General features: G+C 60.5%; 16 protein-coding genes. 8 read left to right on the forward strand and 8 right to left on the reverse strand.

What is annotated here, in order from left to right; translation table 11 throughout:
• The first annotated feature begins 5 nt into the window (after window positions 1–5).
• From kdpB to kdpE, 4 genes are all read left to right on the forward strand, one after another.
• The gene (kdpB, locus tag ACMGF9_RS17625) at window positions 6–2,075 is read left to right on the forward strand and encodes a potassium-transporting ATPase subunit KdpB (RefSeq protein WP_021504609.1); all 2,070 of its coding nucleotides are present in this window, start codon (window positions 6–8) and stop codon (window positions 2,073–2,075) included.
• Between the two features lie 18 nt (window positions 2,076–2,093).
• Window positions 2,094–2,663 carry a potassium-transporting ATPase subunit KdpC gene (kdpC, locus tag ACMGF9_RS17630; protein ID WP_015376963.1) on the forward strand — a complete coding sequence of 190 codons (570 nt, stop codon included), beginning with the start codon at window positions 2,094–2,096 and terminating at the stop codon, window positions 2,661–2,663.
• Window positions 2,664–2,736: 73 nt separating this feature from the next.
• The gene (kdpD, locus tag ACMGF9_RS17635) at window positions 2,737–5,433 is read left to right on the forward strand and encodes a two-component system sensor histidine kinase KdpD (RefSeq protein WP_414160343.1); all 2,697 of its coding nucleotides are present in this window, start codon (window positions 2,737–2,739) and stop codon (window positions 5,431–5,433) included.
• A gap of 16 nt (window positions 5,434–5,449) precedes the next feature.
• Window positions 5,450–6,139: a two-component system response regulator KdpE gene (gene kdpE, locus ACMGF9_RS17640; RefSeq protein WP_016928747.1), complete on the forward strand. Its 690-nt coding sequence runs from the start codon at window positions 5,450–5,452 to the stop codon at window positions 6,137–6,139.
• Between the two features lie 27 nt (window positions 6,140–6,166).
• On the opposite strand, the gene ACMGF9_RS17645 is transcribed toward kdpE, so the two are convergent.
• The 4 genes from ACMGF9_RS17645 to seqA all read right to left on the reverse strand — a co-directional run bounded on the left by ACMGF9_RS17645 (window position 6,167) and on the right by seqA (window position 9,559).
• Window positions 6,167–6,466 carry a DUF3861 domain-containing protein gene (locus ACMGF9_RS17645; RefSeq protein WP_015376960.1) on the reverse strand — a complete coding sequence of 100 codons (300 nt, stop codon included), beginning with the start codon at window positions 6,464–6,466 and terminating at the stop codon, window positions 6,167–6,169.
• On the reverse strand, window positions 6,466–7,104 hold the full coding sequence (locus ACMGF9_RS17650) for a PadR family transcriptional regulator (RefSeq protein ID WP_015376959.1): 639 nt from the start codon (window positions 7,102–7,104) through the stop codon (window positions 6,466–6,468). Before ACMGF9_RS17650 ends, ACMGF9_RS17645 begins: the two co-directional genes overlap by 1 nt.
• 191 nt (window positions 7,105–7,295) lie before the next feature.
• Window positions 7,296–8,939: a phosphoglucomutase (alpha-D-glucose-1,6-bisphosphate-dependent) gene (pgm, locus tag ACMGF9_RS17655; protein ID WP_041922314.1), complete on the reverse strand. Its 1,644-nt coding sequence runs from the start codon at window positions 8,937–8,939 to the stop codon at window positions 7,296–7,298.
• A gap of 77 nt (window positions 8,940–9,016) precedes the next feature.
• The gene (gene seqA, locus ACMGF9_RS17660; RefSeq protein WP_015376957.1) at window positions 9,017–9,559 is read right to left on the reverse strand and encodes a replication initiation negative regulator SeqA; all 543 of its coding nucleotides are present in this window, start codon (window positions 9,557–9,559) and stop codon (window positions 9,017–9,019) included.
• 224 nt (window positions 9,560–9,783) lie between these two features.
• On the opposite strand from seqA, the gene ybfF reads away from it, so the two are divergent.
• The 4 genes from ybfF (at window position 9,784) to fur (ending at window position 12,672) form a co-directional block, all read left to right on the forward strand.
• The gene (gene ybfF / locus ACMGF9_RS17665; protein ID WP_015376956.1) at window positions 9,784–10,557 is read left to right on the forward strand and encodes an esterase; all 774 of its coding nucleotides are present in this window, start codon (window positions 9,784–9,786) and stop codon (window positions 10,555–10,557) included.
• 256 nt (window positions 10,558–10,813) lie between these two features.
• Window positions 10,814–11,101: a LexA regulated protein gene (ybfE, locus tag ACMGF9_RS17670; protein ID WP_004939936.1), complete on the forward strand. Its 288-nt coding sequence runs from the start codon at window positions 10,814–10,816 to the stop codon at window positions 11,099–11,101.
• Between the two features lie 255 nt (window positions 11,102–11,356).
• Window positions 11,357–11,896 (forward strand): flavodoxin FldA, encoded by a 540-nt coding sequence (fldA, locus tag ACMGF9_RS17675; protein ID WP_004939938.1) that lies wholly within the window; start codon window positions 11,357–11,359, stop codon window positions 11,894–11,896.
• A 329-nt stretch (window positions 11,897–12,225) separates the two neighbouring features.
• Window positions 12,226–12,672, forward strand: a complete 447-nt coding sequence (fur, locus tag ACMGF9_RS17680) for a ferric iron uptake transcriptional regulator (protein WP_004939939.1) — start codon at window positions 12,226–12,228, stop codon at window positions 12,670–12,672.
• Between the two features lie 248 nt (window positions 12,673–12,920).
• On the opposite strand, the gene ACMGF9_RS17685 is transcribed toward fur, so the two are convergent.
• From ACMGF9_RS17685 to glnS, 4 genes are all read right to left on the reverse strand, one after another.
• Window positions 12,921–15,578, reverse strand: coding sequence for a beta-N-acetylhexosaminidase (locus ACMGF9_RS17685; protein ID WP_118892361.1), 2,658 nt, complete (start codon window positions 15,576–15,578; stop codon window positions 12,921–12,923).
• Window positions 15,579–15,591: 13 nt separating this feature from the next.
• Window positions 15,592–15,918: a ChiQ/YbfN family lipoprotein gene (chiQ, locus tag ACMGF9_RS17690; protein ID WP_076740485.1), complete on the reverse strand. Its 327-nt coding sequence runs from the start codon at window positions 15,916–15,918 to the stop codon at window positions 15,592–15,594.
• A 46-nt stretch (window positions 15,919–15,964) separates the two neighbouring features.
• The gene (gene chiP / locus ACMGF9_RS17695; protein WP_004939945.1) at window positions 15,965–17,368 is read right to left on the reverse strand and encodes a chitoporin ChiP; all 1,404 of its coding nucleotides are present in this window, start codon (window positions 17,366–17,368) and stop codon (window positions 15,965–15,967) included.
• Window positions 17,369–17,946: 578 nt separating this feature from the next.
• A complete protein-coding gene (gene glnS, locus ACMGF9_RS17700) occupies window positions 17,947–19,611 on the reverse strand; it encodes a glutamine--tRNA ligase (protein ID WP_015376953.1) in 1,665 nt (554 codons plus the stop codon).
• Between the last annotated feature and the right edge of the window lie 33 nt (window positions 19,612–19,644).

Raw genomic sequence — 19,644 nt, forward strand, 5'->3', positions numbered from 1 at the left:
AAGAGATGACTCGCAAACAACGCGCGCTGTTTGAACCGGCTCTGGTGCGCACCGCGCTGATCGATGCGGTGAAAAAACTGGATCCTCGCGTTCAATGGCGCAACCCGGTGATGTTCGTGGTGTATATCGGCAGCCTGCTGACCACCGCTATCTGGCTGGCGATGCTCACCGGCCAAACCGACGGCGCCGCCGCCTTTACCGGCAGCGTCTCCCTGTGGCTGTGGTTCACCGTGCTGTTCGCCAACTTCGCCGAGGCGCTGGCCGAAGGCCGCAGCAAGGCCCAGGCGGAAAGCCTGAAGGGCACCAAGAAAACCAGCTGGGCGAAAAAACTGGCCGGCCCGCGCCGCGACGGCGCCACGGAGAAAGTGGCCGCCGAGAGCCTGCGCAAAGGCGATATCGTGCTGGTGGAAGCCGGCGATACCATCCCGTGCGACGGCGAAGTGCTGGAGGGCGGCGCTTCGGTGGATGAAAGCGCCATCACCGGCGAATCCGCGCCGGTGATCCGCGAGTCCGGCGGCGACTTCTCTTCGGTCACCGGCGGCACCCGCGTGCTGTCCGACTGGCTGGTGGTGCAGTGCAGCGTCAACCCGGGGGAAACCTTCCTCGATCGCATGATCGCCATGGTGGAAGGTGCCAAGCGCCGCAAAACGCCGAACGAGATCGCGCTGACCATCCTGCTGGTGGCGCTGACCATCGTGTTCGTGTTGGCCACCGCCACCCTGTTCCCGTTCTCGCAATACAGCGTCGAGGCGGCCGGCAGCGGCAGCGTGGTCACCATCACCGTGCTGGTCGCGCTGCTGGTTTGCCTGATCCCCACCACCATCGGTGGCCTGCTGTCCGCCATCGGCGTGGCCGGGATGAGCCGCATGCTCGGCGCCAACGTGATCGCCACCAGCGGCCGCGCGGTGGAAGCCGCCGGCGACGTGGACGTGCTGCTGCTGGATAAAACCGGCACCATCACGCTGGGCAACCGCCAGGCTTCGGAGTTCCTGCCGGCGCCGGGCGTGAAAGAGCAAGAGCTGGCGGATGCCGCGCAGCTGGCCTCGCTGGCGGACGAAACGCCGGAAGGCCGCAGCATCGTGGTGTTGGCCAAACAACGATTCAACCTGCGCGAGCGCGATCTGCAGGCGCTGAACGCCACCTTCGTGCCCTTCTCCGCCCAGACCCGCATGAGCGGCGTCAACGTGCAGGAGCGCATGATCCGCAAAGGCGCAGTGGATGCCATTCGCCGTCACGTCGAATCCAATCAGGGGCACTTCCCGCGGGCGGTGGACGATCTGGTGGAAAGCGTGGCGCGCACCGGCGGTACACCGCTGGTGGTGGCGGAAGGCGCCCGGGTACTGGGCGTGGTAGCGCTGAAGGATATCGTCAAGGGCGGCATTAAGGAACGCTTCAATGAGCTGCGCAAGATGGGCATCAAAACGGTGATGATCACCGGCGATAACCCGCTGACTGCGGCGGCGATCGCCGCCGAAGCCGGGGTGGACGACTTCCTGTCGGAAGCCACGCCGGAAGCCAAGCTGGCGCTGATCCGCCAGTATCAGGCGGAAGGCCGTCTGGTAGCGATGACCGGCGACGGCACCAACGACGCCCCGGCGCTGGCGCAGGCCGATGTGGCGGTGGCGATGAACTCCGGCACCCAGGCCGCCAAAGAGGCGGGCAACATGGTCGATCTGGATTCCAACCCGACCAAGCTGATCGAAGTGGTGCATATCGGCAAACAGATGCTGATGACGCGTGGCTCGCTGACCACCTTCAGCATCGCCAACGACGTGGCCAAGTACTTCGCCATCATTCCGGCGGCGTTCGCGGCCACCTATCCGCAGCTGAACGCGCTGAACGTGATGCACCTGCACTCCCCCGCCTCCGCCATCATGTCGGCGGTGATCTTCAACGCCCTGGTGATCGTGTTTCTGATCCCGCTGGCGCTGAAAGGGGTGAGCTACAAACCGATGAGCGCCGCGGCTCTGCTGCGCCGCAACCTGTGGCTGTATGGGGTCGGCGGTCTGCTGGTGCCGTTCATCGGCATCAAACTGATCGACCTGATCCTGGTCGCGCTGCACGTCGCCGGTTAACCATTGAGGGAAATGAACATGACGTATTTACGACCTGCGCTGGTGATGTTGATCCTGCTGACTCTGATCACCGGCATCGCCTATCCGCTGCTGACCACCGGGCTGGCGCAGCTGCTGTTTTCGGGCGCGGCCAACGGTTCGCTGCTGTACCAGGGCGACAAGGCGGTCGGCTCTGCGCTGATCGGCCAGAACTTCACGCGCGCCGACTATTTCTGGGGCCGCCCGTCGGCGACCGGCGATTCGGCTTATAATCCACAGGCCTCCGCCGGCAGCAACCTGGCGGCCACCAACCCGGCGCTGGATAAGGCTATCGCCGAACGCGCGGCGCAGCTGCGCCAGGCCAATCCGGCCATGAGCGGCCCGATCCCGGTGGATCTGCTGACCGCCTCCGGCAGCGGGCTGGATCCGCAGATTTCGATCGCCGCGGCGCGGTATCAGCTGGCGCGGGTCGCGGCGGCGCGTCATCTGCCGCCGGAACAGGTCGCCAAACTGATCGAAGACAACACCGATCGGGCCACGCCCAACTTCATGGGGGAATCGGTGGTCAACGTGCTGAAGCTGAACCTGGCGCTGGATGCGTTGAAGTAGCGCGCCGTATTCAGCATAGTGATAGGGTTCGGCATGCCGAACCCCTTTTTGCTTGGTAACACAAGGAATTGTCATGGTCGAAGAAGAACAGCAGCGTCCCGATCCCGATAGCCTGCTGGCGCTGGCCAATGAAAAACCGCGCGGCCGGTTGAAGGTATTCTTCGGCGCCTGCGCCGGCGTGGGCAAAACCTATGCCATGCTGCAGGAGGCCCAGCGTTTGCGCGCTCAGGGGCTGGACGTGCTGGTCGGCGTGGTGGAAACCCACGGCCGCAGCGAGACCGCCGCCCTGCTCGACGGCCTGGCGCTGTTACCGCAAAAGCGCATCCAGCATCGCGGCCGGCTGGTGCATGAATTCGATCTCGACGCCGCGCTGGCGCGCCATCCGGCGCTGATCCTGATGGATGAACTGGCGCACAGCAACGCTCACGGTTCGCGCCACCCCAAACGCTGGCAGGATGTGGAAGAGCTGCTGGACGCCGGCATCGACGTGCTGACTACCGTCAACGTGCAGCATTTGGAAAGTCTGAACGACGTGGTGGGCGGCGTGACCGGCGTGCGGGTGCGCGAAACGGTGCCCGACCACGTGTTTGACGAGGCCAGCGAAGTGGTGCTGGTCGATCTGCCGCCGGACGATCTGCGCCGGCGGCTGCACGAAGGCAAAGTGTATATTCCCGGCCAGGCCGAGCGCGCCATCGAGCATTTTTTCCGTAAAGGCAACCTGATCGCCCTGCGCGAGTTAGCGCTGCGCCGCACCGCCGATCGGGTCGATGACCAGATGCGCGAGTTTCGCGACACCCAGGGGCGCGAGAAAGTGTGGCACACCCGCGACAGCATTCTGCTGTGCGTCGGCCACAACAGCGGCAACGAAAAGCTGGTGCGCATCGCCGCCCGCCTGGCGGCGCGGCTCGGCTGCCACTGGCATGCAGTCTATGTGGAAACCCCCAAGCTGCACCGGCTGCCGGAAAACCAACGCCGCGCCATTCTGCGTGCGCTGCGGCTGGCGCAGGAGCTGGGCGCCGAAACCGCCACCCTGGCCGATCCGTCCGAAGAGCGCGCGGTGCTGCGCTACGCCCGCGAACATAACCTCGGCAAAATCATCATCGGCCGCCGCAGCGAGCAGCGCTGGAAGCTGCGCGGCAGCTTCGCCGATCGCCTCGGCAGACTGGGCCCGGATCTCGATCTGGTGATCGTCGCGCTGGACAGCGACGCCGCACCGCCGCCGCCGGGCAAGGAGCACGACGGCCGCAGCTTCAATGAGAAATGGCGCATGCAGCTGCGCGGCTGTGCGGTGGCGGTGGCGCTGTGCGCACTGATCACCCTGCTCTCGCAGTGGCTGCTGCCGGGCTTCGATCAGGCCAACCTGGTGATGGTCTACCTGCTCGGCGTGGCGATCGTCGCGCTGTTCTTCGGCCGCTGGCCATCGGTGCTGGCGGCGGTGATCAACGTCGCCAGTTTCGATCTGTTCTTCGTCCAGCCCGAATGGTCGTTCGCCGTCAGCGATATGCAGTATCTGCTGACCTTCGGCGTGATGCTCGCCGTCGGCATCATCATCGGCAACCTGACCGCCGGGGTGCGTTATCAGGCCCGGGTGGCGCGCTACCGCGAGCAGCGGGCGCGCCATCTGTACGAAATGTCACGCGGGCTGAGCCGCGCGCTGACCGTGGCCGACATCGCCAACACCAGCCGTCATTTCCTCTCCAGCAGCTTCCAGGCGAAAACCGTGCTGCTGCTGCCGCAGGAAGACGGCCGGCTGCAGCAAATGATCGGCGAGGAAGGCGGGCTGCTGTCGGTAGACGAAGCCATCGCGCGCTGGAGTTTCGATAAAGGCTTGCCGGCCGGCGCCGGCACCGACACCCTGCCCGGCGTGCCTTACCAACTGCTGCCGCTCAATACCCCCAAACAGACCTTCGGCCTGTTGGCGATCGAGCCCAACAACCTGCGCCAGCTGATGGTGCCGGAACAACAGCGGCTGCTGCAAACCTTCGCAGTGCTGATCGCCAGCGCGCTGGAACGGCTGCACCTGGCGCGCAGCGCCGAAGAAGCCAAGCTGGACGCCGAACGTGAACAGCTGCGCAACTCGCTGCTGGCGGCGCTGTCGCACGATCTGCGCACCCCGCTGACCGTGCTGTTCGGCCAGGCGGAAATTCTCACGCTGGACCTGGCGGCCGAAGGCTCCAATCACGCCACCCAGGCCAGCCAGATCCGCCAGCAGGTGCTGAGCACCACCCGGCTGGTGAACAACCTGCTGGATATGGCGCGCATCCAGTCCGGCGGTTTCAGCCTGCGTAAAGAGTGGCAGTCGCTGGAAGAGATCGTCGGCGCCTCGCTGCACATGCTGGAGCCGCTGCTCAGCCAGCATCCGATCGTGGTCGAACTGCCGCCGGAACAGATCCTGGTCAACTGCGACGGCAGCCTGCTGGAACGGGTGTTCACCAACCTGTTGGAAAACGCCAATAAATACGCCGGCGCCGAGGCCACCATCGGCATTCGCGCCCGCACGCTGCCCGAGTGGCTGGAAGTCGAGGTCTGGGATAACGGCCCCGGCATCCCCGCCGATCAGCTGCAGCTGATTTTCGACAAGTTTTCACGCGGCAATAAAGAGTCGGCGATCCCCGGCGTCGGCTTGGGGTTAGCCATTTGCCGTGCCATTATTGAAGTGCATGATGGCCGCATCTGGGCGGAAGCTGGCGCCAACGGCGGCGCCAGCTTCCGCTTCGTGCTGCCGCTGGAAAAACCGCCCGAGATCGACGGCGATGCCTTCGATCTGTAATCAACGCAGGGGAAACGTGAGCATAACGCCAACCAACATTCTGATTGTTGAAGATGAAAAAGAGATCCGCCGCTTCGTGCGCACCGCGCTGGAGAGCGAAGGCCTGCGGGTGTTTGAAAGTGAAACCCTGCAGCGTGGGCTGATTGAGGCCGGCACGCGCAAACCGGATCTGATCATCCTTGATTTGGGCTTGCCGGATGGCGACGGGCTGAGCTACATCCGCGATCTGCGGCAGTGGAGCGCCATTCCGGTGATCGTGCTGTCGGCGCGCAACGCCGAAGAGGACAAAATCGCCGCGCTGGACGCCGGCGCCGACGACTACCTCAGCAAGCCGTTCGGCATCGGTGAGCTGCTGGCGCGGGTGCGGGTCGCGCTGCGCCGCCACTCAGCTAACCAACAGGAAAGCCCGCTGGTGAGCTTTTCGGCGATCACCGTCGATCTGGTGAATCGCCGGGTGCTGCGCAATGACGAAGATCTGCATCTGACGCCGATCGAGTTTCGCCTGTTGGCGGAGCTGCTGGCCAACGCCGGCAAGGTGATCACCCAACGCCAGCTGTTGAGCCACGTCTGGGGGCCGAACTACGTGGAACACAGCCACTACCTACGCATCTACATGGGCCATTTGCGGCAGAAGCTGGAAGCCGATCCGGCCCGGCCCAAACACCTGCTGACCGAAACCGGCGTCGGCTACCGTTTCATGCCTTAACCCCGACGGGCGCGGTTTGCCGCGCCGTTACGCCACCGGGCCCTTCTTCAATCCGACCATAAATTCCTTGAACGCCTCGCGCAGCGGAGCGAACACCGGGTGTTTGCGGTTTTCGATCATCACTTCGGAGAACAGTTTCAACCCCACGGCGAAGGCCGCGCTCTGCTCAGGGCCGAAGTTCAGATCGTCACGCGCCCGAATGCGCTCGACGATCTCGAGAATATCGTCATGGTTGGTCACCTCAAAACTCAGCGGTGCCTTCTCGACGGGGTTGCCCTGGCGGTCGCTCAGGGCTTCAACGGTAATGTTAAAACGGTGGCCGGGCATCAGTTCTCCTCCTGCTGCGTGGGTTGAATGTGCATTTCGCTTTCGATCGCCGCCACGGCGGTCAACAGTGCGGCGTTGATGCGCTCCACCTGCTGCGGCGTAAGATCGGCGCGCATCACGTTGCCGCGCAGCAGACTGCGCAGACGGTTCATGGCGTCGTAAATGCCTTCCGCCAGGTTGCCGTGCCGATGATGCTCGCGGCCGGCGCCCGCCAGACGCGCCAGAATGACCTCAACCACCTGTTGATGCTTTTGCAGCTCGCCCTCGCCCGCCGAGGTGATGCGGTAGCTTTTGCGGCCGTTGCCGGTGGTGAGCGGTTCGAGAAAATCCTGCTCTTCCAGCAGCGTCAGTGTGGGGTAAATCACCCCCGGGCTCGGCACATACAGGCCGGAAGAAGCTTCTTCTATTGCTTTGATCAACTCGTACCCGTGGCTGGGCTTGCGCGCCACCAGCGCCAGCAACACCAGACGCAGATCGCCGTGTTCGAACAGACGATGACGCCCGCCCCGGCCGCCGCGCCCGCCACGGCCATGCTCTTCGCCGTCGCCGCCGAAGTGATGGCGCCCACCGCGATGACGGCGCCCCTCTTCACATTCATGATGGTGATGATGCCGGTGTAAACCTAATCGATGAAACATAGGGTGATACCTCGCTTTAACAGTGAACATCAATACGAGGTTGTTTAGATATATCTAAACAGCGTCGATAACGCTAATCTAGATCGATATATCTAAATGCGCAAGCGCGTGCCGTGAAAAAGATATATCTAAATTACGGGCATAAAAAAAGCGCTGTAAAAACAGCGCTTTTTATCAGACGAGAACAACGATTATTTGGCGGAAGCCAGCACTTCGCTGACGATCTCAACCGCTTCGTGCTCGATTTTCTCGCGGTGTTCCGCCCCGAGGAAGCTCTCGCAGTAGATCTTGTATGCCTCTTCGGTACCGGAAGGACGGGCCGCGAACCAACCGTTGTCGGTCATCACTTTCAGGCCGCCGATCGACGCGCCGTTGCCCGGCGCTGCGGTCAGACGCGCGGTGATCGGGTCCCCGCCCAGCGTACTGGCCTTGACCATCTCCGGCGACAGCTTGGACAGCGCCGCTTTCTGCGCATGGGTTGCCGGCGCCTGGATGCGGTTGTAGCTTGGCGCACCGAAGCGCTTGGCCAGATCGTCATAGTGATGCTGCGGATTTTCACCGGTTACCGCGGTGATTTCAGCCGCCAGCAGGCACATGATGATGCCGTCTTTGTCGGTCGACCAAGGCTGGCCGTTGAAGCGCAGGAACGAGGCCCCGGCGCTCTCTTCGCCGCCGAAGCCCAGGCTGCCGTCGAACAGGCCGTCCACGAACCATTTGAAACCAACCGGCACTTCCACCAGCTTGCGGCCCAGGTCAGCCACCACGCGATCGATCATCGCGCTGGACACCAGCGTTTTACCTACCGCCACATCGGCGCCCCACTGCGGGCGATGCCGGAACAGGTAGTTGATGGCTACCGCCAGATAGTGGTTCGGGTTCATCAGGCCCTTCGGCGTGACGATGCCGTGACGGTCGTAATCCGGATCGTTGGCGAACGCCAGATCGAATTTGTCGCGCAGTGCCAGCAGGCCGGCCATCGCCGACTCGGACGAGCAGTCCATGCGGATGATACCGTCGTGATCCAGGTGCATAAAGCGGAAGGTCTGATCGATGGAGTCGTTCACCAGCGTCAGATCCAGCTTGTAGTGTTCCGCCACGCGCTGCCAATAGGCGATGCCGGAGCCGCCGAGCGGATCCACGCCCAGTTTCAGGCCGGCGCGTTGAATGGCCGGCATGTCGACCACGTCAACCAGGCCTTCGACATAAGGCTGCACCAGATCTTTGGCGTGCAGGTGGCCGCTGTTCCAGGCTTTGTCCAGCGACTGGCGCTGAACGCCTTTCAGCTGCTGCGCCAGCAGTTCGTTGGCGCGCTTTTCGATCACCGACGTCAGGTTGGTGTCAGCCGGACCGCCGTTCGGCGGGTTGTACTTGATGCCGCCGTCTTCCGGCGGGTTGTGGGACGGCGTAATGACGATGCCGTCGGCCTGCGCGCCGCCGCGGCGGTTGTGGCACAGAATGGCGTGCGATACCGCCGGCGTTGGCGTGAAGCCGTTGTTTTCCTGCACGATCACATCGACGCCGTTGGCGGTCAGCACTTCCAGCACGGAAATAAAGGCCGGTTCGGACAGCGCATGGGTGTCTTTACCCACGTAGCACGGGCCGGTGGTGCCCTGCTGATGACGAACTTCGGCGATCGCCTGAGCGATGGCGAGGATGTGCGCTTCGTTGAAGCTGTGGCGCTGCGCGCTGCCGCGGTGGCCGGAGGTGCCAAACTTCACCGCATGTGCGGCATTGCCGGCTTCCGGTTGCAGCACATAGTACTGCGACGTCAGCTGGGCTACGTTGATCAGATCGCTTTGGCGGGCGGGCTGCCCGGCACGTGGATTATTCGCCATCGACATATCTCCCTCATCCCTGTCGGTGACCGGGCAAATACGTCGCGCACGGCCATCATGACGGGCTGTTCGCTAAATTAGACGGTACCGCAAACTTTCTCGATCAGTTCCGCCGGGAACTGCATCGCCTGCATGATGTGTTCGATCATGCTGCGCTTGCGGCCGGTATTGGTATTGGTGATCACCCAGTAAGGGGTGCCAGGCACATGCTTCGGCTTGGTATGCGTGCCGTTGGCCAGCAGGGTCTGCTGATCGCCGGCGAAATAGGTGCGGGTACGGCCGGTCAACGCCTCGGTGGCGGCGGCAAAACCGGCGGCATCGAGGGTGTACAGCGTGGACAGCACCAGCATGAAACGGTTGACCGCTTTGTTCTGCTCGGCGTATTCATCCGACAGCAGCAGTTCACGCACGGCGCGTACGCGATCGCGCGGGCGCTGAACCGGCGCCGCTTTTTCCAGCTCGACGGACTGCGACGCACTGGCGGCAGGCAACGCGCGCGCCGGCTGCCCGGCGGTGAATTTCAACATGCGGCGTAAAATATCGGACGCGCTTTCACCGATGTGTTGCGTGTGGCTGGCAATATAACGGTAAAGCTCTTCGTCGACTTCAATAGTTTTCATCTTTATCCAATACTGTTTTTTCTACTTAGAACCTGAAGCCAGATCCTGCATTCAAGCCATGGGATTATAAGGTTAAAAGCGCTGGGGCGAACACAACAATGTGCCTCCGGACGGCAAATGCAGACTAATACCTATAGCCGGCACTGCCAAGCCCGCGCCGCGAAAATTCCGCATGATTCATCGTGCGATTCAATCATGATACCCTAATCTGAATCTCTCTCTGTATGAACTTCGCCATGAAATTACATTATCAACTGCTGGCCGCCGAGTCAGACGCGCTGCCGGTGCTGCTGATCCACGGGCTGTTCGGCAATCTCGACAACCTGGGCGTGCTGGCGCGCGATCTGCATAAACAGCACAGTGTGATCAAGGTCGATCTGCGCAACCACGGCCTCTCCCCGCGCGCCGACGACATGAACTACCCCGCCATGGCGCAAGATCTGCTGGCGCTGCTCGACGAACTGCAGCTGGAGAAAGCGATCGTCATCGGCCACTCGATGGGCGGCAAAGCGGCGATGGCGCTGACCGCCATCGCGCCCGAGCGCATCGCCAAGCTGATCGTCATCGACGTCGCGCCGGTGGATTACCAGACCCGACGCCATGACGAGATCTTCGCCGCGCTGAAGGCCGTCAGCGCCGCCGGCATTACCCAGCGCCAGGCGGCCGCCCAGTTGATGCGCGACTACCTTCAGGAAGAAGGCGTGATCCAGTTCCTGCTGAAGTCCTTCCATAACGGTGAATGGCGCTTCAACCTGCCGGTGCTGATCGAACGCTACGAAGACATCACCGGCTGGCAGGAAGTCCCGGCCTGGCCACACCCGACCCTGTTCATTCGCGGCGGCCTGTCGCCGTACGTGCAGGACAGCTACCGTGCAGACATCGCCCGCCAATTCCCGCAGGCACGCGCGCACGTCGTCGCCGGCACCGGCCATTGGGTGCACGCCGAAAAACCGGAAGCGGTGCTGCGCGCCATCCACCGTTTCCTCGGCGAAGCCTGAAAAACGCGCTCACCTGGCGAAAAAACGCGCTAAAGATAACGGCTTAGCGCGTTTAGCCCGCAGTTAGGCATTGTCGCCGCTCCATCTGCTGGGGTAATATGGCGCGCTATAATTTTGCCGCCGCGCCAGCGCGTTCGCGAACGCCGGTTCGGGGGTAAATTTGGGTTAGGGTTTATTGGCCCGAAGTGTGTTAACCGATGCCTCCGGAAGCGTGCGAGCGCTTTTTGATGCAAACTCCCTTGCAGTACCGCTACCTATGGCAAAAGAACAAACGGATCGCACGACGCTGGATCTGTTCGCAGATGAACGCCGTCCGGGGCGCCCGAAAACCAACCCGCTTTCCCGCGATGAACAGCTTAGAATCAATAAGCGCAATCAGTTACGGCGCGATAAAGTGCGCGGATTGCGGCGCGTAGAGCTGAAAATCAACGCGGATGCGGTGGACGCCCTGAACAAACTGGCGGAACAGCGCAACATCAGCCGCAGCGAACTCATCGAGCAGATGCTGTTGGCGCAACTGGCGGAAGAACAGCCGGAACATTGATCTCTTCGGCCGCACGCGCGGCGCGGCGTTAAGGACAACGCCGGATCGACCACGCTTTTCTTCATCCTTCGGCATCGCATAAATGCGATAAAACCCCGGCGCCACTTTCTGGCATGATACGCATTTACCGGTAAGAGACTGCGCCTGTCGGCGCCCGCCACCGTGGCGAAAGGCTCTTGCCATGGCATCATTTTAATCGGCGGCAGTGCCGGCGCCGAGTAATGCAATTAATTGAATTTAAAGGTTATACGCGATATGGCTACTGTAGGCATTTTCTTTGGCAGCGACACTGGCAATACCGAAAACATTGCCAAAATGATCCAGAAAATTCTCCAGAAACAGTTTGGCGACGACGTCTCTGAAGTGCACGACATCGCCAAAAGCAGCAAAGAAGACCTGGAAGGGTTCGATATCCTGCTGCTGGGTATCCCGACCTGGTACTACGGTGAAGCGCAGTGTGACTGGGACGATTTCTTCCCGACGCTGGAAGAAGTCGATTTCAACGGCAAACTGGTGGCGCTGTTCGGCTGCGGCGACCAGGAAGACTACGCGGAATACTTCTGTGACGCGATGGGCACCATCCGCGACATCATCGAACCGCGCGGCGCGGCCATCGTGGGCCACTGGCCGACCAAAGGCTACCACTTCGAAGCTTCCAAAGGCCTGGCGGACGACAACCACTTCATCGGTCTGGCGATCGACGAAGACCGTCAGCCGGAGCTGACCAACGAGCGCGTCGACGCCTGGGTCAAACAGATTGTCGAAGAGCTGAGCCTGGCCGATATCGTCGGCTAAACGCCGGGACTGGCGAAAGGTTGAACAAAGGCCCTGTAAAGTGCATAGTGTGCCGACAGGGCCGTCATCGGCAACAGGGATTGCTGCGATAGAAGCTACAGATTTGTAACTTCCCACCCCGTCACGGTAGACTGAGATATCGGTTTATCCCATCCATCAAGGCGTTGCATGCAAAACATGCAATAGTGCAATTATATCTTTGTTAACAACCGGCGGTTTCCATTTAGTACAACCGGTTCTATAATGAGACGCATTAACTCTTTGTGCCGACCGATGCCACAGGCGAGTACGCCTCAACTTGATTAGCATAGTAACAGGACTGAATTCGCATGACCGACAACAACATCGCATTGAAGAAGGCCGGCTTAAAAGTCACGCTTCCGCGACTCAAAATCCTGGAAGTACTGCAAAATCCGGAATGCCATCACGTCAGTGCGGAAGATTTGTACAAAAAACTGATTGATATGGGCGAAGAGATCGGCCTGGCAACGGTTTATCGCGTACTGAACCAGTTTGACGATGCGGGCATTGTGACACGTCACAACTTCGAAGGCGGCAAGTCCGTGTTCGAGCTGACCCAACAGCATCACCACGATCACCTGATTTGCCTGGACTGCGGCAAAGTGATCGAATTCAGCGACGAATCCATCGAAGTGCGCCAGCGTGATATCGCCAAGCAGCACGGCATCAAGCTTACCAACCACAGTCTGTACCTGTACGGCCACTGTGAAACCGGTGACTGCCGCGAAGACGAATCGCTGCACGACAAGAAATAAGCCTCACCGGCTATGAGAAACCGCCTCACATTGAGGCGGTTTTTTTATGCCCGCCGTACAACGGGCAAAAAAATCCCCGGGCAAGCCGGGGAAAGATCATGTCATGAAATACTACAATTGCAGCGGCACTGCGACTCCACGTACTGCTCTCACTTCAACATCCGCCCCACGCCGGCACGCGCGGGGGCGAACGCATTCCCCCTTCGTTAAGCGGCCCGCCGCCATGACGACAGGCCGATGTGCCGGGCTTAGACCTTCTCGGCGCGGCTGTAACGTTTACCGTCCGGGCTGACCGAGCGCACCTGTACTTCGCCGGAGACCGCCGGTTTGGCCTTGGCATCATAGCGCTGCCACTGCTTACCGCCGTCGGTGGAGTACTCGATGCCCAATCCCGGCAGCGCGATATTCGCTTCCAGCTTGCCGCCCGCCACGCGCGCGCCCGGCACCGGCAGACGGTAAGCGACGCCGCCTTTGTCCAGCTTGGCCAGTTCTCGTTGGCCCAGGATATTGGCGAAGCGCAACCAGTCTTTCTCCAGCGCCTTGGTGTCGACAAAGTGGGTTTCCCCGCCTTTGTATTCACGGCCGGCGCGATAGTCCTGCTCCCAACCGGCTCGGTGCCAGGCGCGTTCCGCCACCGACAGCGCGCGCGGGAAGATCATGTATTCCATCTGCGGATCGGTGCGCTGGGTTTCGCTCCACAGCTGAGCGGACAGACCGTAGGCGCCCGGCCACGGCTTGTCGCTTTTGGCGTTAAAGTGGTTGCCGTCGCGGTCGACCGAGGTTTCCGCGTTCTGCGGCATGTTGTCCGGCGCGAAGCTGAACACCTTGCGCTCGTCGCTGAAGCGGGTGCCCCAGTAGTAACCACGCTCGTCCGGGTTCACCTCGTAAGGGAAGTCCATGTAGACGTAGTCCGGGTTGGAGACCACCACTTCATACCCTTTGTTGGCCCAGTCGTTGACGCTATCGAAACCGCCCCAATACAACGTATCCCAGAAGTTGACGCCCACGCGCGAGGTGGCGAACGCCTTTGCGTTCTCGGCGTCTTTCAAGCCGTCTTGCCAGGCCTGCATTCTGTCGATGCCGTGCGCCTTCACCAGCTTGCTGACCTCCTGGCCGAAGTAGCTCGGCAGGTGTTCCATGTCGGCCACCTTGCCTTCTTTGATCATCGTCTGGCAAACCTGCGACTTGGCCCACGGCTTGTCTTCGTTGCTCTGGTCGATGATGCCTTTACCCGGCTCCGGTTTCGCCTTGTCGGTATAGCCGGCGCCCAGGCGGATGTTTTTCGCCTCATCGCCGCCGAAGTGCCAGGTTTTGATCGGCTGCCCGGCTTCTTTATGCATCTGGGCAATCTCGCCAATCACCTTGTCGACAAAGCGCTGGGAGGAATCCAGGCACGGGTTCAGGTAGCTCTGGCGGTTAAAGAACTGCACCGAGGTGGTATTGGAGGTATCGGTCGGATCCACCAGGCGGAACTCGTTGGCCTCCTGCTCTTTGCCGGCGGCATGCAGTTTCTTGTAGCGCGCTTCCATAGAGACCACCGCCGCGCGGGCGTGCGCCGGCATGTCGATCTCCGGGATCACCTCAATCTGGCGCGCCTGGGCGTATTTGATGATGTCGATATAGTCCTGACGGCTGAAGAAGCCGCCGTAGACGTCCGGCCCCTGGCCGTACTGCGGCAGCAAGCAGGTGGTTTCGCTCAGATCGTGGCAGCGCTGGCCGCCGACCTCCGTCAGCTCCGGCAAACCGGGGATCTCGATGCGCCAGCCTTCGTCATCGCTCAGGTGGAAGTGGAATTTATTGAGCTTGTAAGCCGCCATCTGATCCAGCAGACGCAACACCGCGTCCTTCTTATGGAAGTTGCGCGCCACGTCAAGGAAAATGCCGCGATACTGGAAGCGCGGCGCATCGCTGGCGTCCAGCGTGGCGATCTTGCCGCTGCCGTCGCTCGGCACTAACGACAGGATCGACTGCAACCCGTAGAACACCCCGGCCTGATCGAAGCCGATCACCCGCGCCTCTTTCTTACCGATTTTCAGCTCATAGGCACCCGACACCGCCATCGCGCCTTTAAACTTGCCCGGCTGGATGTCGGTCTTGATCGGGTAACCGTTGGCCTGAACCGGCACGCCCAGCAGCGCGAAACGCTGGTTGACGACGTCCGCCGCCGGCTTGACCAGCGTGCTCAGATCCGGCGATACCCCTTTGCGCAGGTCGGCGTCCTGTGCGTGCACTTTCACCTGCATCGGTGTCGGCACGATCTGGCCGCGCAGCGCGCCGGCGGGCAGCGTCTGCAGATCGGCATTGCTGACAAAGCGCGAAGCCGGCGTCATCAGAATGTTTTTGTCGTCCTTGGTGCGCTTCCACTGATCGCCGGTGAACGGCGCCACGAACTGGTCCAGGTTTTCGGTGTCGGTATTCGCCAGCATTTTCGGCTTGGCGTCGCCGGAGGTGGCATACCAGCGCGGCAGGAAGTCGTTTCTGAACAGCTGCCAGTATTCGGCGACCACCGGGATTTCCACCGCCTTGCCGGCAGGGAAACCGCTGAATTTGGCGGTCGGCTCCAGCTTGTACAGATCGCCGGTCAGATGCGCGATCTTGAACTGATCGTTATCCACCCGCAAGGTCTGGCGCGGGCTGTGGAAATAGATGACCCAGTCCTTGCCGTCGATCGCCTGCCCGTCGTTGCTGAGGGTGAACAACACCCGGTTGCATGAGGCCCAGTCGGCGCCCAGCGCCGCGCAATCCACGCCGTTTTCGCCGGCGCGGTTATCCAGCATTTTCACGTTCAGCTTCAGCTGGCTCAGCTGATCCACCAGCTGTTGATCGGCCATGGCATTACCCATGCCGCCCAGGAATCCCATCGTTGCCGTCAAAGCGGCCAGTGCGCTCAGTTTGAATGCGTTCATCTTCTCGTCCTTCTTAATTATTGTTATCGCGAATTTCTTGCCACAGCTTGCCGCACTTGGCGTCGTAAGCCTGACCGTTACCGCTGTGCACCGCCATAATGCAGTTCTGATAATCCATTACCCGCACCGTTTCCTGCGCGGCGAACTGCTGGTGCTGTTTCTCTTGTTTCAGCACGTTCAGCACCGCCTTGCAGGGCTGCAGACGCTCCGGCGAGCCTTCGGCGGTGTTGATGCAGGCGCTGTAAGCCTGCTTCAATTTGGCGTCTTCCGGCGGCGCGGCGGGTTGCGCGCAGGCGCTCAAGAGCGCGGCGGCCGCCAACATCAGCATGATTTTTTTCATCGTTGAATTCCCTTAACTGCCCCCGGCGACGAGGCCGGGGAACGCATCAGAAGATGGTGAATGGCGCGATGACCATGAACTTGACGTCTTTCTCGTCCTGGAAGATGTTGCCGTAACCGCCGCCCCAGCTCGGGATGTTGGTGTGGTTGTCATACTGGGTGTAGTGCAGCTTGATCAGCGTGCCCTTGGCGCGCCCTTCCTGGATGGTGTACATCGCGTCCAGGCTCCAGGCGCTCTCTTTCAGGCGCTGGCTCTGATCGTAGATCGGGTTGGTGCTCGGCTTGGCGTCCCAGGCGTAAACGTAGGAGCCGCCGACCGCCATGCCCGGCAGGTTCCAGTTGCTGAGGTCATACATCACGCCGGCGTACACCGCTTTCTCGCCGTTGGCGTTAAAGTCGGAGCGGTTATCCCACCACACGTCCAGGCGGCCGTTGGACGAGGCGTAGGTCGGGGTCATGCGCTGCAGGAAGAAACCCTGGTTGCCTTCCGCCTTGACCATGGTGCCTTCCAGACGCCAGTTGAACTGGCCGGTGGTGTAACCGAAGGTCAGCGCCTGCAGCCAGGCCAGCCCGTCGTAGATGCTGTTCGGATCGTTCTTGTCGCTGATGCGATCTTCCGCACCGTAGAACTGGTAACTGGTGGTCAGCGGGTTGCCCAGCACATCGAATTTGTAAGACGCCTTGGTGAAGTACTGATTCACGTAACCCTGGGCCTGGCCGAAGGCGGCTTCCAGCACCAGATCGTTTTTGAAATCGTACTTGGCGCCCAGCGAGTGCAGGTAGGAGACGCGGGTTTTCTTATCGTTCTGGCGGAAGTCGTCCACCTCGATATGCCACGGCGCCTTGTATTTGTCGGCCCACATGTAGGAGAAGCTCAACGCGCCGGCATCGCCGTAGTCGAACTTGGCGCCGGCCTCGGCGCCCTGATAGGTGCCCGGCATAAAGCTCCAGTGCGGCGCCAGCAGGGTTTGGCCGCTCGGCTGAATATAGCCGGCGCGCGCCCAGACCGGGCCGTATTTGAACTTGGCGGCGGCTTTGTACAGGCTGACGCCGCCTTTGTCACCGGAATAGTCTTCGTCGTAGGTACGGTTTTTTGAGGAGAACGCGATCTCGTTAGGGTGGCCGCTGGCGCTGGATTCCGCCAGCTCGATGGCGGTAAAGGCACCGACGTCCAGACCGAACATGTCCCAGGCATAACCCGAAGCGAAATCCAGGCTCAGGTTGGCGGTAGAGTGCGACAGGTTGGTGGTGTATTGGTTGTAATCCTTGCTGTCCGGATTGAGATCTTTACGGTCGCGCTCACGTTGCCAGTAATAGATGCCGCCGGTCAGCGTGGAGTCATCGATAAACCCTGCGGCTTTCGCCTCAGGCGCCATGGCAAACCCTGTTCCCAACAGCGCGCCCGCGACTGCGAGCGCCAGCGTTTTACGCTGAGCACCGTGCGTACCCATATTGAAATTCCTCTTTGACTTAACTTAAAAGTTGCAGCCGCCTGTGTTCACCACTGCCCTGCACGACTGCCAATAAAAAACCCGAACGGGTAAAAAAAATTGCCGACGAGATGTTATTCCCACAGCACTAATTGCTACAGACAGACTATTTTTCGCGACGCGAATTATCAAATGAAAAATGCGGGAGATTTGTCAAAATATGACAAGGAGCACATATCAGTGAGATTTTGTTACGCCGGTGTTCATGGAAGGTGTCGAATAAAAAATTCAATTAAATCAGAATAAATTGAGATACAAGGTCAACCAGAGACGATTAATGGTTTCAGCCTGACTAAATGCGTCATTCAGACAATAAAAATTGAGAGCGCTCTCCAAATGAAATTAATTCGCATCACGAATATATAAGTAAAAATTAAGACTATTAAGTCCAATATCAAAAAACTTATTGATTAACGCACCGCGGTTAATTAAGCACAGCCCGGAATAACGCTGCAGGAATAGATGATTTGCTCGATGGCAGACATAAAAAAAGCGCGGCCTAAGCCGCGCTGATTCATTAATTTCCAAGGCGAATAAGATTAGCCTTCGATTTTCGCCCAGGTGTCACGCAGACCAACGGTGCGGTTAAACACCAGATGCTCGGCCGACGAGTAACGATTGTCGGCACAGAAGTAGCCTTCACGCTCGAACTGGTAGGCCTTCTCCGGCTGGGCGGCCGCCAGACTCGGCTCGACGAAACCGTGCTTGATGACCAGCGATTCCGGGTTGATGGTGGAGAGGAAATCCTCCGCCGCGCCCGGGTTAGGCACGCTGAACAGGCGATCGTACAGGCGAATTTCCGCCGGCAGCGCGTGCGCCGCGGACACCCAGTGGATCACGCCCTTCACCTTGCGGCCGTCGGCAGGATCTTTGCTCAGCGTTTCCGCATCGTAGCTGCAGAAGATGGTGGTGATCTCGCCCGCTTCGTCCTTCTCGACGCGCTCGGCCTTGATCACGTACGCATTGCGCAGACGCACTTCCTTACCCAGCACCAGACGCTTGTACTGCTTGTTGGCTTCTTCGCGGAAGTCGGCGCGATCGATATAGATCTCACGGCTGAACGGCACATCGCGGCTGCCCATTTCCGGCTTGTTCGGGTGGTTAGGCATGGTGACCATTTCCACCGCGTCGCCCATGTTCTCGATGACGATTTTCACCGGATCCAGCACCGCCATGGCGCGCGGGGCGTTCTCGTTCAGATCGTCGCGAATGCAGGATTCCAACGCCACCATCTCGACGTTGTTGTCTTGCTTGGTCACGCCGATGCGCAGGCAGAACTCGCGAATCGAGGCGGCGGTATAACCGCGGCGGCGCAGACCGGAGACGGTCGGCATGCGCGGGTCATCCCAACCTTCGACGATCTTCTCGGCCACCAGTTGGTGCAGCTTGCGCTTCGACATGATGGCGTATTCGAGGTTCAGACGCGAAAACTCGTACTGCCGCGGGTGGCAAGGAATGGTGATGTTATCCAGCACCCAGTCATACAGACGGCGGTTATCCTGGAACTCCAGGGTGCACAGCGAATGGGTGATCCCTTCCAGCGCATCGGAAATGCAGTGGGTGAAATCATACATCGGGTAGATGCACCATTTGTTGCCGGTCTGGTGGTGTTCGGCAAACTTGATGCGGTACAGCACCGGATCGCGCATCACGATAAACGGCGAAGCCATATCGATCTTGGCGCGCAGGCAGGCGGCGCCTTCGGCGAACTCGCCGTTGCGCATCTTCTCGAACAGCGCCAGGTTCTCTTCCACGCTGCGGTCGCGGTACGGGCTGTCTTTGCCCGGCGAGGTCAGGGTGCCGCGATATTCACGGATCTGCTCCGGCGACAGCTCATCGACGTAGGCCAGCCCCTTGGTAATCAGCTCAACCGCATACTGGTGCAGCTGATCGAAATAGTCTGAGGAGTAATGAACGTTGCCGCTCCACTCAAAGCCCAGCCACTCCACGTCGTGCTTGATTGACTCCACGAACTCGATGTCTTCTTTCACCGGGTTGGTGTCATCGAAACGCAGGTTGCACTGGCCCTGATAGTCCTTGGCGATGCCGAAGTTCAGGCAGATGGACTTGGCGTGGCCGATATGCAGATAGCCGTTAGGCTCCGGCGGGAAACGGGTATGTACCGACGTGTGTTTCCCCGACGCCAGATCTTCATCGACGATCTGACGGATAAAATTGGTTGGGCGGGCTTCAGCCTCACTCATTTCACTGTTCCTCAATGCAAAGCGCTACACATA

The sequence above is a fragment of the Serratia sp. BNK-23 genome (assembly GCF_047456145.1).
Lineage (GTDB): Bacteria > Pseudomonadota > Gammaproteobacteria > Enterobacterales > Enterobacteriaceae > Serratia > Serratia nematodiphila.